This is a genomic window from Pseudaminobacter soli (ex Zhang et al. 2022), from assembly GCF_014595955.1.
Classification (GTDB): Bacteria; Pseudomonadota; Alphaproteobacteria; order Rhizobiales; family Rhizobiaceae; genus Kumtagia; species Kumtagia pseudosoli.
On sequence record NZ_JABVCF010000002.1, the window covers coordinates 252,691 to 265,442 of the forward strand.

Here is a 12,752-nt window from a genome sequence, read left to right on the forward strand (position 1 = left end):
TTCGCTGAAAACTGCACCAGCCGATTGACGCCTGCCCGCGGTTCATCATACCGATGCCGGAGCCGGCGCCGAAGAATACGAGGAACGCGGCCCGCGCCAAATGGGAGGAAGTGCATGGGAGGGCTGCTCGCTCTTGCCCGAGGAATAGATCGTCTCAACGAGTTCATCGGCAAGTGGGTGGGCTGGCTGATCCTGGTATCGATCCTGGTCAGCGCGGGCAATGCGGTTATCCGCAAGGCACTGAACACTTCCTCCAATGCCTGGCTCGAACTGCAGTGGTACCTGTTCGGCGCCGCATTCCTGCTCGCCGCGGCTTACACGCTGAAGCAGAACGAGCACATCCGCATCGACATCGTCTACGGCATGTTCTCGCGACGCCTGCAGCACTGGATCGACCTGCTCGGGCACGTCTTCTTCCTCATGCCCTTCGTGCTTTTGATGCTCTACTACTTCGTGCCGTATGTCCTGAGATCCTGGCACAGTGGCGAGGTCTCCTCGAGCGCGGGCGGGCTGATCATCTGGCCGGCCAAGCTGATGCTGCTCATCGGCTTCGCCCTGCTCGCAATCCAGGGCGTATCGGAGATCATCAAGAAGATCGCGGTAATGACGGGGGCGATGGAGGACCCTAACCCGTTCGTTTCGGTACATGACGCCGCAAAACTCGAAGCCCAGGCTCGGGTCGAGGAGCTCAAGCAATGATCGAGTTCATCGCGGTGAACATGGCGCCGATCATGTTCGTCTCCCTCATCGTCTTTCTTCTCCTCGGCTACCCCGTCGCCTTCTCCCTCGCAGCCAACGGCCTGCTCTTCTTCTTCATCGGGGTCGAACTGGCGCCGCTGTCCAACGGCACGATCAATCTCGCCTGGCCTCTGCTCTACGCGCTTCCGGAGCGCTTCTACGGCGGCGTCATGGCAAACGAGACGCTGCTCGCGATTCCCTTCTTCACTTTCATGGGCATCGTGCTCGAGCGGTCGGGCATGGCCGAGGACCTGCTCGACACGATCGGCCAGTTGTTCGGCCCGATCCGTGGCGGTCTTGCCTATGCGGTGATCCTGGTCGGCGCGCTGCTGGCGGCCACCACCGGCGTCGTGGCCGCGTCGGTGATCGCCATGGGGCTGATCTCGCTGCCGATCATGCTGCGCTACGGCTACGACCGGCGCATCGCCGCCGGCACGATCGCAGCCTCGGGGACGCTCGCGCAGATCATCCCCCCGTCGCTGGTGCTGATCGTGCTGGCCGACCAGCTCGGCCGCTCGGTCGGCGACATGTACAAGGGCGCGCTGATCCCCGGCCTCGTGCTGACCGGGCTCTACATGGCCTACATCCTGGTCATGTCGATCCTGCGCCCGAACTCGATGCCGGCGCTGCCCCCGGAAGCCCGCAAGCTCGGCCACGGCGTTACGTCGCTGCTGGTGGCGTTGGCCGCGGTCTTCGTCATCGGCTACGTCGCGCACGTGCTGCTTTCGCCCTCGCAGGGGGCTAATGCGGATATCCTCGGCGCGACGGTCGGCGTGATCGTGATCTATGTCGCGGCCATCCTCGACAAGTCGATGAAGCTCAACGTCATGTCGCGGCTAGCCCAGCAGGTGATCATCGTCTTGATCCCGCCGCTGGCGCTCGTGTTCCTCGTCCTCGGCACCATCTTCCTCGGCATCGCCACGCCTACGGAGGGCGGCGCAATGGGTGCCGTGGGCGCGCTGGTCCTCGCCGCGGCCAAAAGCCGGCTCACGCTGGATGTGGTGAAGCAGGCACTCGCCTCGACCACGCGGCTGTCAGCCTTCGTGATGTTCATCCTGATCGGCGCCCGCGTGTTCTCGCTGACCTTCTACGGGGTCAATGGGCATCTCTGGGTCGAGCATCTCCTGACCTCGCTGCCGGGCGGCGAGCTCGGCTTCCTGATCGCGGTCAACATCCTCGTCTTCGTGCTCGCCTTTTTCCTCGACTTCTTCGAGCTGGCGTTTATCATCGTGCCGCTGTTGGCGCCGGCCGCGGAGAAGCTTGGCATCGACCTCATCTGGTTTGGCGTGCTGCTCGGCGTGAACATGCAGACAAGCTTCATGCATCCGCCATTCGGTTTCGCGCTGTTCTATCTGCGGTCGGTGGCGGCTCGGGTACCCTATCTCGACCGCATCACCGGCAAGACCATCCAGCCGGTCACGACAGGCCAGATCTACTGGGGTGCCGTCCCCTACGTCTGCATCCAGATCCTCATGGTAGGGCTGGTGATCGCCTTCCCGCAGATGGTGATGCACTACAAGGGTCCGGCAGTGAATCCGGCCGACGTGAAGATCGAGCTGCCGCCCCTTGGCGGTCAGCCAGGGCTTCCCGGACTTGGCCTGCCGCCGGTTCAAACGTCCCCTGGGGGTGGAACTTCGGCGCCCGGGGTGGACCTGTCGAAGCCACCCAGCTTCGGCACGGCGCCCGCGGCACAGCCTGCTCCCGCTCCGGCGATCGATCTATCGAAACCGCCCAGCTTCGGCGAGACGCCGCCGGCCCAGCAGCCGGCTCCGGCCACGGATCTGTCGAAGCCGCCAAGCTTCAACTGAGCAGGAGGCAAAGATGCGCGCGGTCCGCTTCGAAGGAGTCGGGCGCATCGCCGTCCAGGAGTTGGAGAAACCGGCGCCAGGCTCGGGCGATCTGGTGGTGCGGGTGGAGGCAAGCGGCATCTGCGGCACTGATCGGCACATCCTGCGCGGGGAATTCTCCTCGCGGCCGCCGGTCACGCTCGGCCATGAATTCAGCGGCATTGTCGAGGCGATCGGCCCCGGCGTGACACGCTTCAAGGTCGGCCACCGCGTCACCGGCGATCCAAACATCGCCTGTGGCCTCTGTCCGTCCTGCCGCGCCGGGCATGTGAACCTCTGCGAAAGCCTGGAGGCCATCGGTGTGACCCGCGACGGCGGGCTCGCCGAATACGTGCTGGTTCCGGAGAAGCAGGCCCTTTCGCTGCCCGCCGACCTGCCGCCTTTGTATGGCGCATTTTGCGAGCCGCTCGCCTGCTCGATCCACGGGGTTGACATTGCGGGCCTTCGCCCCGGCATGTCGGCAATCGTCTTGGGCGGAGGCGTGATCGGTATGCTGGTGGTGCAACTCGCACGGCTCGCCGGAGCGACGCGGACGGTGATGATCACCCGCCAGGCGGCCAAGCGGCAGCTTGCGGAACAACTCGGGGCGACCGCGAGCGCCGATCCGTCAGCGGGCGACGCGGTTTTCGATATCTGCGGGCCGGGCGGCCTGCTTTCGGGCGGAGCGGACGTGGTCTTCGAATGCGCCGGCGTTCCCGACACGGTCGCGCTGGCGCCAAAACTTGCCCGGCGCGGCGGTGCGGCCGTCATCCTCGGCGTGTTGAGGCCACAGGACAGGGTCGAGATCGCGCCGCTAGAACTTCTCTTGCGCGAGGTGAGGCTGCTGACCTCCTTCCTCAATCCGTTTACGCATGCCCGCGCGGCCGACCTGATCGCCACCGGCGCCATCGACGTCGCGCCGCTGGTGACGCGGCAGATCGGGCTCGAGGAAGCGCCGGGAGTCATCTCGGAACCTCCGCCGGCCGGCGAGATCCGGGCTATCGTCGTTCCGTAGTGACCTGCCTGGAGGGGCAGCCTCGGCAGGTCGGACAGGATGGTATAGGCTGCACTCGCCGCTGGACGGGCGCAGGGCCAGAGATTGCCGCCTTCAGCGGTTCGCCTAGTCGATACTGCAGGGGAGGCCTGGAATGTCGAAGCCTGACGTGCTTATCGTCGGCGCTGGCCCGACGGGACTGGTTCTGGCGCTCTGGCTGACGGCTCAGGGGATTCCCGTTCGCATCATCGACAAGAAGAGCGAACCCGGCTCGACCTCGCGTGCCCTCGCGGTCCAGGCGCGCACGCTAGAACTCTACAGGCAACTCGACCTCGCCGACGCGGTCGTCGCGGCGGGCACACGCAATCCAGCCGTCAATCTCTGGATCGGCGGCAAGCGCCGGGTGCATGTGACGTTCGGCCAGATAGGCGGCGAACTGACGCCCTATCCCTATGTGCTGATCTATCCGCAGGACATGCACGAGCGGCTCCTTGCCGAGAGGCTCGCAACCATGGGCGTGAGCGTCGAGCGCGAGACGGAACTGACCAGCTTCACGCAGGAAGGCGACCACATCATCGCGCAACTCAGGCGCGCCAATGGTGACGAGAAGACCTGCGAGGCTTGCTTCCTGGCGGGGTGCGACGGTGCCGGCTCGCTTGTGCGCCACCTGCTGGGCACCGGGTTCGAGGGCGGCACATACGACCAGACCTTCTATGTCGCGGATGTCGCGGCGCACGGCCGGGCGGTGAACGGCGAGGTCCATGTCGCGTTCGAAAGGTCTGACTTCGTCGCGCTGTTCTCCTATGGCGAAGGCGGGCGGGCACGGCTTGTCGGGGCGATCCGGGACGAGCGCGAGAGCGCAGAGACTCTGACCTTCGAGGATATCGGGCATCGTGCGATCGAAAGCCTGGGCCTCACCATCGACAAGGTGAACTGGTTTTCCACCTACCGCGTCCACCACCGTGTCGCGAGCCACTATCGAACAGGACGCGCTTTCCTCGTCGGCGACGCAGCGCACGTGCACAGCCCGGTCGGCGGGCAGGGCATGAACACCGGCATCGGCGATGCGATAAACCTCGCCTGGAAACTTGCGGCAGTCCTGAAACGGAAGGCGCCGGAAAGCCTGCTGGACAGCTACGAAGCCGAGCGTCTACCTTTTGCGCGGAGACTGGTCGCCACGACAGACCGGGTCTTCTCCTTCGTTACTACGGAGGGGCCGATCGCCGATTTCATCCGCATGAACATCGTGCCCGCGATTGCCGGGTTGGGTTCCGAGGTCGGTGGAGTGCGGCGTTTCCTGTTCCGGACCGTGTCACAACTCGGCATCAGCTACCCGCATAGCCCGCTGAGTGCAGGCAGAGCGGGCGATATCAAGGGCGGCGACCGCATGCCATGGGTGCGATGGGCTGGCGGCGACAATTTCGCCGCGCTCGGCGCAATTGCATGGCAGGTTCACGTCTACGGGGAGGCGCGCGGCGAGTTGTCGGATTGGTGCAGGAAATCCAAAGTGCCGCTGAACGACTACCCCTGGCGTCCGGAGCATGCGGACGCGGGTCTTGAACGCGATGCCGCCTATCTCGTTCGGCCGGACGGCTATGTCGGGCTGGCGGACTCCGGAGGACGGGCCAGTTCGATTTCAGGCTATTTCGCCGAACGGGGACTTTCGGCCTGATCATGCAACTCACCAGCGGTGCAAAAGAAAAGGGTCCCGTGCTTGCGCATGGGACCCTCTCGCCGAAGGCTGGGATGATCAGAGCTTGTTCTCGCGCTGCTGGATCATCATGAACGTGTCGTAGTTGTATTCGGCAACCTGGATGTTCAGGTAGTAGTCCTTGCGGAACTCCTTGATCGAGTCCCAGATCTTCTTGAACCCGGGGTTCGACGCCTCGATCTCCGCATAGGTCTGGTTGGCTGCATCGAAGGACGCCGCGAGGATCTCCTGGCTGAACGGCCGCAACTGCGCGCCCGCCGCAACGAGCCGCTTCAGGGCCGCAGTATTCAGCCAGTCATAGGCGCTGAGCATCTGCGAATCCGTTGCCTGGGCGGCTACCCTGAGCACTGACTGGTAATGCTTCGGCAGTTCGTCGAACTTGGCCTTGTTGAACAGGCTGTGCACCGTCGGGCCGCCTTCCCACCAGCCGGGATAGTAGTAGTAGGGCGCGACCTTGACGAAGCCGAGCTTCTCGTCGTCATACGGTCCGACGAACTCGGCCGCGTCGAGCGTGCCCTTCTCGAGTGCGGGATAGATGTCGCCGCCGGCCAGTTGCTGCGGCACGACACCCAGACGTTCCAGAACCTTGCCGGCAAAGCCGCCGACGCGGAATTTCAGCCCCTGGAGGTCCGCAACCGAGTTGATTTCCTTGCGGAACCAACCGCCCATCTGGACGCCGGTATTGCCGCTGGGAAAGCCGATGATCCCCTGCGTGCCGAGGAACTCGTTGAACAGATCGATGCCGCCGCCGTGATAGTGCCAGGCATTCATGCCGCGTGCATTGAGCGAGAAGGGAACGGCGGAACCCAGCGCCCAGGTAGGATCCTTGCCCCAGAAATAATAGCAGACGGTGTGCCCCGCCTCGACCGTCCCGGCGGTCACGGCATCCGCGACCTGCAGGGCGGGAACGATCTCGCCGGCTGCGAACACCTGGATGTTGAAGTTCCCGTCCGTGGCTTCTGAAACGTATTTCGAAAGCGTAGTGGCGCCGCCAAAAATGGTTTCGGCAAGGCTCTTCGGGAAGGACGAGGCGAGACGCCAGGTAACCTTTGGGTTCGACTGGGCGATCGCGGGAGCCGCGAGCGTCGTGGCAGCCGTCGCGCCGACGGCGGCCGTCCCCGCTTTCCTAAAAAATGAGCGGCGATCCATGAAAAGCATTCCTCCCTATCCAAATGGAGCCACGATGACGCCGAGGAACCATAGAATTCCCCAAACACCGTTGTGCAATTTGCATGGCGCTTCGCGCAAGTCCAGCATTTACAATACTTTCGGAGGGGGCTTTCGCGCAGGTCCGTCTGCGAGGAAGGTGGGGCCGTAGGCCGGACCGGCGCACAGCCCATTGGCAATGGAAGCTGATCTCGCCTATTTACAACTGAAGGGTGATTTCACGAAGTATGGACATGTTTCAGCCGCTCGTTGCCGTTTCCACGGACGTCCGCCAGTTCGACAACTACACCTGGCACGCCGTGCCAAAACAGTATCTCGAGGCCGCAATCGCGGGTGCCGGCGTGCTTCCGGTGCTGGTGCCGTCCTTCGGCGAACGGCTCGACCTCGACAGCCTGCTCGCCTCGGTCGACGGCGTGATGCTCACCGGCTCCAAGTCGAACGTGCATCCATCGCTTTATGGCGAGGAGGCGACGGAGGCCAACGGCCCCTATGACGAGGCGCGCGACGCTACGACCCTGCCGCTCATCCGCAAGGCAATCGAACGGGGCGTGCCGCTGCTCGCCATCTGCCGCGGCATCCAGGAACTCAACGTCGCGCTGGGCGGCACGCTGGCCAGCGAGATCCAGGAGCGGGAAGGCGCGCTAGACCATCGCGCGCCCGTCAGCGACAAGCAGGACGAGCGCTTCGCCATCAGGCAGAAGGTCTCGATCAAGCCGGGCAGTTGCCTCGCCGGTGTCTTCGGCGCGGGCGAGATCATGGTGAATTCCGTGCACCGGCAAGCGATCGATCGCCCGGCCCGCCGGCTGGTGATCGAAGCGGTGGCGGAGGACGGGACGGTCGAGGCGGTTTCGGTCGAAGGGGCGCCGGCCTTCGCGGTCGGCGTGCAGTGGCATCCCGAATATTGGGTGCATGCGGATTCGAACTCGGCGAAGATTTTTGGGGCCTTTGGGGACGCTGTGCGCGCGCATGCCGAAACGAGGCTGGGACTAAGGCCAGCGGCGGAGTAGGGCGTCTTCGTCTCGGCGTTATAGGGCGCGTGGCTGGACATCGGGTCATTCCGGCCGACCAGGGCAAAGCGGAGGAAGACCCGGAATCCATTCCGTGACGCCTCCAATTGACAGCGGCGCGGCAAGTCGCAGAGGCTCCGGAATGGATCCCGGGTCTTCGCAGTCGCTACGCTCCTGCTTCGCCCGGGACGACGATTAGTACGGCCTCCGCCGTTGCGGCTCGGAACGCGGGCATTTACCGGCGCGCATCGCAGCCTCAGTGAACGGTGTCGCCGCCCTTGGCCTTCTCCCTTCGCCGCCGCGCCAGCATGTTGAGGCCCTCGACCAATGCCGAGAAGCCCATGGCTGCATAGATATAGCCCTTGGGAACGTGAAAACCCATGCCGTCGGCAATCAGCGTCGTGCCGATCATCAGCAGGAAGCCGAGCGCCAGCATCACGATCGTCGGGTTCTTCTCGATGAAGTTGGCGAGCGGCGTGGCGGCGAGCATCATCACCGAAACCGCCACGATAACAGCGATGTACATGATCGCGATCTCGTCGGTCATGCCGACCGCCGTGATGATTGAATCTATCGAGAACACCAGATCGAGCAGCAGGATCTGGAAGATCGCGCCGCCGAGGGAAAGCTGCAGCGTGCGCCCGAGCATTTCGTCCTTATGATCGCCGGGGTCGACGCTGTGGTGGATCTCCTTTGTCGCCTTCCACACCAGGAAGAAGCCGCCGGCGATCAGGATCAGGTCGCGCCATGAGAAGCCGTGGCCGAACAGGCTGAAGACCGGCTGCGTAAGCTGGACGATGATCGATATGGTCGCGAGCAGCAGCAACCGCATGATCAGCGCTGCGCCGATCCCGAGCCTGCGCGCCGGCTTTCGCTGAGCTTCGGGGAGCTTGTTGGTGAGGATCGAGATGAAGATCAGATTGTCGATGCCGAGGACGACCTCAAGGACGATCAGCGTCAGCAGCGCCACCCAGGCAGTTGGGTCGGCTATCCATTCGGTGTGCGCCGCAAGGAAATCTGGCATCGGCTTCTCGCAGATGGAAGGTTGGCAGGAACGTATGTAAAGTAGCGGCAGAGGTAGGTAGGCCTCCTGCGCGCGTCAACGCCCCTGCCAGAAAGAGGGCACCGTTTCTTCCAGTCGCGGCCCAAGTCGCAGCGGTGCAATGCGTTCCGCAAGGCCGGTCCGGTCGGAGATGTCCACGCCCACGCCGCAGATCGTCGCTGGTCCGCCGGCCGCCTCGAAGCGGCCCTTCGGCACCTTTGAGAGGAAGCGGTTAAGCGGTTCCTCCTTGTCCATTCCGAGCGAGGAATCGTAATCGCCGCACATGCCGGCATCCGTGAGATAAGCGGTGCCGCCGTTGAGGATCTGGTGATCGGCCGTCGGCTGGTGCGTGTGAGTGCCGACCACAAGGCTGGCGCGCCCGTCGACGAAATGTGCGAAGCACATCTTCTCGGAAGTCGCCTCGGCGTGGAAATCGATCACGACGGCGTCCGCCTGCTCGCCGAGCGGACAGGCGGCGAGTTCCCGCTCGACGGCCTGGAAGGGGTCGTCGAGATCGGGATTCATGAATACTCGGCCCATGATGTTGGAGACGAGCACGCGTGCGCCGTTGCGGGCGAGATAGACGCCGGAGCCGCGCCCGGGCGTGCCGCGCGGGAAATTGGCGGGCCGTAGGAAGCGCTCTTCCCTCATCGAGAATTCGAGGGCTTCGCGCTGATCCCAGACGTGATTGCCGGTCGTGACGACGTCCGCTCCTGCCGCCAGCGTCAGCTTGAAGATCTCTTCAGTGATGCCGAAGCCGCCGGCGGCGTTCTCGCCGTTGACGATGACGAAATCCAGCCGGAAATCGGAAATCAGGCCCGGGAGCCGCTCCCATACCGCGGTGCGCCCCGAGCGTCCCACCATATCGCCGAGAAAGAGGAGTCTCATGCGGCGCTACGCGTCCCCAGGGCGCGCGCGACGGTCTCCGGCTCCTGCGCAATGACATGAAGATAGGCCTGCGCCGCCTGATCCGGCTCCGTCCTGCCCTGTTCCCAGTCGCGCAAAGTTCCAAGCGGGATCATGTAGCGGCTCGCAAATTCTTCTTGGGTAAGATGTAGTACGCGGCGAATGATTTTCACTCTGGGACTGCGGCGGGCCGTCGCCAGGAACTCCTTGCTCAATGGCAATGCATCGGGATCGGTAAGCGCATTGGCAACGACGGTTTCGTCGTCCAATTTGCGCACTTCTTCGAGCTTGTGCTGCCTATTCTGGCCGTTCTCGATCATGATGTGCTTTTCAAGGCTGCTCGCAGCCCTTTGTCATACTATCCAAACTCCACTGCCCCTCTACGGAGCTTCCGTAGTGTGATGCGGAGGACCTGGTCAGTCAAGCTGTCGAAATCCACGCAATCCGCTCTCGGTGAGGATGGCCGAAAGAACCACGTCGTGCGGCTCGTCGGGCACCTGCGGCACCTCCTGGCAGTCGAACGCAATACCGATCAGCCGCGGCGACATGCCCTTTTCGTGCAGACGCTCGATGGAGCGGTCGTAATAGCCGGCCCCGTAGCCGATGCGATGCCCGCGCGGGTCAAACGCCGCAAGCGGCACAAGCATGATGTTCGGATCGAGCACTTCGGCTTCCGGCCCGGGTCCGAAGGTGCCGAAGCCCATGTCGACCAGATCCGCGCCCCGCACCAGTTCCCGGAAGATCATCGTCGACTTGTCGAGGATCGCAGGCAGGCAAATGCGCGCGCCCTTCTCGCGCATGGCGGCCATCAGGGGGCGGGTGTCCACCTCGGACCGCATCGTCCAGAAGGCCGAGACCACGTCACCCGGTCCCGCGTCGATTTCACGCCCCGCGACCTCGGCGATCCCAAGCGAGGCTTCTATGCGCCATTGCGGATCGAGCGCATCGCGGCGGGCGAGCGCCTCCTGCCTCAGTCGCTTTTTGAGTTCTCGGTAAGACATGTCCATCGGTCCGAAATGTCACGGACCGGCGCTTCAGGCAATGTCGAGCTTACGATTGAATGGAGAAGCGACGATCCAGGCAGCCGGTGAAGAAGTCGATCCCGGGAACCTACAAAGTAGGTGGGCGCCGTGTGACCAGACCCACGGGTCCAGTCAGGGACAACTCCCTTCGAGATCGATAAGGCCCCGGGGAAATGTCTCTCCTGCCGAGATGCCCAGACCGTCGAGGGCGAATATAAGCCGAGCGCAAGCCTGCTGCCAGTGGGCGCTTGGTGAAACGATGATATCAATCACAGTCGTTTCTCGGTCGGTCCCACAAAAACATGAACTCTGATCAGCCAAGGCATGACTGGGAAAAATCAGGGGGCCGGATCCGGCCCTCCACCAAAGCGGATCATGACGCGATTGCAGAGGTCTGGCACAGCAGTGCAAGCCTGCCCCGGGGTCGGGCCCCCCGTCATGCCAACCCTCCAGGAACTCCGGCAAAAGGTTGACCTGGAACTCGCCGGGGGTTGGAGGGTGACGGTCGCGGTCCGCGAGAACGATGTTGTTGGTTTTGTCGCAATGAAGCCGAACGAGGCGGTTCTCAATGAATTGTTCGTTCGGCCCGAGGCGATAGGGAGTGGCGTGGGCCAAGCGCTCCTGGCGCATGCAAAGGCGGTCATGCCAGCCGGTTTCACGCTGTTCACACGTTCAGCGAATGCGAGGGCACGGCGCTTCTATGAGAATGCCGGTCTGATCGTCCTTCGTCAGGCTGCGCATCCACGAACCGGCGAACCCGTAACCTACTATCGCTGGAATGCTCCTTAAGCGACTACTGCCGTGCCGGCGGGGGCCTTCATTGACTATTCATGCGAAGCGCGTAAAGAGACGCGCGGGCGAATTGCCGGCGGACTCCGCTCATGGGAGCCGCGAAGGAAGACGGATCATGCGCGGCCACTCGATGGCGCTCTTTTCATTGGAAGCCCCTGGCCAAGTAGCCGGGCGACCGTGCGCGTGCGCCGACTTCACCAAAACCAAGGCCAAAAAAGCGACCACTACGGTCTGATTTCCCTTGGCCTGCTCACCCTCTCCCGGGTCTGGCCCGGGGGTGAAGAGCCCGCAACGGCCGGCGGGCTTTCTCCAAGAAGCGAGCGGAGAGGGACAGGAGTAAGCTGAAGATGGGTTTCAAGGTTGCGATCGCTGGCGCCACGGGCAATGTGGGCCGGGAAATGCTCAATATCCTCGAAGAGCGCGGCTTTCCGGCCGATGAGGTGGTGCCGCTGGCCTCGCGCAGGAGCCAGGGCACGGAAGTGTCCTATGGCGACAAGACGCTGAAGGTGAAGGCGCTCGACACCTACGACTTCTCCGACACCGACATCTGCCTGATGTCGGCCGGCGGCAACGTCTCCAAGGAATGGTCGCCCAAGATCGGCAAGCAGGGCTGCGTCGTCATCGACAACTCGTCGGCTTGGCGCTACGACGCCGACGTGCCGCTGATCGTCCCGGAAGTGAACCCGGACGCGATCGACGGCTTTTCCAAGCGCAACATCATCGCCAATCCGAACTGCTCGACGGCGCAGCTACTGGTCGCGCTGAAGCCGCTCCATGACGCCGCCACCATCAAGCGCGTCGTCGTCGCGACCTACCAGTCAGTCTCGGGCGCCGGCAAGGAAGGCATGGACGAGCTCTTCCAGCAGACGCGCGCCGTTTTCGTCGCCGATCCGGTCGAAGCGAAGAAGTTCACCAAGCGCATCGCCTTCAACATCATCCCGCACATCGACGTCTTCATGGAGGACGGCTACACCAAGGAAGAGTGGAAGATGGTGGCCGAGACCAAGAAGATGCTCGACCCCAAGATCAAGCTGACGGCCACTGCCGTGCGCGTGCCGGTCTTCATCGGCCATTCCGAGGCGGTCAACATCGAGTTCGAAAAGCCGATCACGGCCGACGAGGCACGCGAGATCCTGCGCGACGCGCCGGGCTGTCTCGTCGTCGACAAGCGGGAGAACGGCGGCTACATCACGCCGATCGAGTCGGCCGGCGAGGATGCCACCTACATCTCCCGCATCCGCGAGGATTCGACCGTTGAGAACGGGCTTTCGATGTGGGTCGTTTCGGACAACCTGCGGAAGGGCGCGGCGCTGAACACTGTGCAGATTGCCGAACTGCTGCTCGCCAGGGGCCTGATCGAGCCTAAGAAGAAGGCGGTCTAGCGCCGGCTTCCCTCCCCCTTGAGGGGAGGTGGTCAGCCGTAGGCGAGCCGGGAGGGGTCGCCTCTGAGGGCGCGCTAGCCTGATGTCCTTTATGAGGCCGGCGCACTGCCGCTTACACCCCTCCCGGCCGCATCGCGGCCACCCTCCCTCAAGGGGGAGGGAGGG

12 protein-coding genes and 1 other RNA gene are annotated in these 12,752 nt (G+C 63.7%); 7 read left to right on the forward strand and 6 right to left on the reverse strand.

Annotation, left to right across the window (positions count from 1 at the left end; all coding sequences use genetic code 11):
* The first annotated feature begins 114 nt into the window (after positions 1-114).
* The 4 genes from HUI96_RS04340 to HUI96_RS04355 all read left to right on the forward strand — a co-directional run bounded on the left by HUI96_RS04340 (position 115) and on the right by HUI96_RS04355 (position 5,230).
* Complete coding sequence (locus HUI96_RS04340; protein ID WP_188253418.1) at positions 115-699, forward strand: TRAP transporter small permease subunit; 585 nt, start codon at positions 115-117, stop codon at positions 697-699.
* Positions 696-2,546 (forward strand): TRAP transporter large permease, encoded by a 1,851-nt coding sequence (locus HUI96_RS04345; protein ID WP_188253419.1) that lies wholly within the window; start codon positions 696-698, stop codon positions 2,544-2,546. The genes HUI96_RS04340 and HUI96_RS04345 overlap by 4 nt, the downstream gene beginning before the upstream one ends.
* Before the next feature lie 13 nt (positions 2,547-2,559).
* A complete protein-coding gene (locus HUI96_RS04350; RefSeq protein ID WP_188253420.1) occupies positions 2,560-3,579 on the forward strand; it encodes a zinc-dependent alcohol dehydrogenase family protein in 1,020 nt (339 codons plus the stop codon).
* Positions 3,580-3,712: 133 nt separating this feature from the next.
* Entirely contained in the window at positions 3,713-5,230 is a 1,518-nt protein-coding gene (locus HUI96_RS04355) for an FAD-dependent monooxygenase (protein WP_188253421.1), read from the forward strand.
* A gap of 78 nt (positions 5,231-5,308) precedes the next feature.
* On the opposite strand, the gene HUI96_RS04360 is transcribed toward HUI96_RS04355, so the two are convergent.
* Entirely contained in the window at positions 5,309-6,418 is a 1,110-nt protein-coding gene (locus HUI96_RS04360; RefSeq protein WP_188253422.1) for a TRAP transporter substrate-binding protein, read from the reverse strand.
* 251 nt (positions 6,419-6,669) lie between these two features.
* On the opposite strand from HUI96_RS04360, the gene HUI96_RS04365 reads away from it, so the two are divergent.
* Positions 6,670-7,443 (forward strand): gamma-glutamyl-gamma-aminobutyrate hydrolase family protein, encoded by a 774-nt coding sequence (locus tag HUI96_RS04365; protein WP_188253423.1) that lies wholly within the window; start codon positions 6,670-6,672, stop codon positions 7,441-7,443.
* Positions 7,444-7,699: 256 nt separating this feature from the next.
* Here HUI96_RS04365 and HUI96_RS04370 read toward each other — a convergent pair whose 3' ends face one another.
* The 5 genes from HUI96_RS04370 to ssrS form a co-directional block, all read right to left on the reverse strand.
* Positions 7,700-8,467, reverse strand: a complete 768-nt coding sequence (locus HUI96_RS04370; protein ID WP_188253424.1) for a TerC family protein — start codon at positions 8,465-8,467, stop codon at positions 7,700-7,702.
* 75 nt (positions 8,468-8,542) lie between these two features.
* Positions 8,543-9,373: a TIGR00282 family metallophosphoesterase gene (locus HUI96_RS04375; RefSeq protein ID WP_188253425.1), complete on the reverse strand. Its 831-nt coding sequence runs from the start codon at positions 9,371-9,373 to the stop codon at positions 8,543-8,545.
* The gene (locus HUI96_RS04380; protein ID WP_188253426.1) at positions 9,370-9,711 is read right to left on the reverse strand and encodes a helix-turn-helix domain-containing protein; all 342 of its coding nucleotides are present in this window, start codon (positions 9,709-9,711) and stop codon (positions 9,370-9,372) included. The genes HUI96_RS04375 and HUI96_RS04380 overlap by 4 nt, the downstream gene beginning before the upstream one ends.
* 96 nt (positions 9,712-9,807) lie before the next feature.
* Positions 9,808-10,392, reverse strand: a complete 585-nt coding sequence (locus HUI96_RS04385) for a 5-formyltetrahydrofolate cyclo-ligase (protein WP_237683951.1) — start codon at positions 10,390-10,392, stop codon at positions 9,808-9,810.
* A gap of 68 nt (positions 10,393-10,460) precedes the next feature.
* Positions 10,461-10,617: non-coding RNA, 6S RNA (ssrS, locus tag HUI96_RS04390), on the reverse strand.
* Positions 10,618-10,851: 234 nt separating this feature from the next.
* Between ssrS and HUI96_RS04395 the strand changes: the two genes are divergently transcribed.
* Both HUI96_RS04395 and HUI96_RS04400 read left to right on the forward strand, forming a co-directional pair.
* The gene (locus tag HUI96_RS04395; RefSeq protein ID WP_188253428.1) at positions 10,852-11,202 is read left to right on the forward strand and encodes a GNAT family N-acetyltransferase; all 351 of its coding nucleotides are present in this window, start codon (positions 10,852-10,854) and stop codon (positions 11,200-11,202) included.
* A gap of 350 nt (positions 11,203-11,552) precedes the next feature.
* Entirely contained in the window at positions 11,553-12,587 is a 1,035-nt protein-coding gene (locus HUI96_RS04400) for an aspartate-semialdehyde dehydrogenase (RefSeq protein WP_188253429.1), read from the forward strand.
* Positions 12,588-12,752: the final 165 nt, after the last annotated feature.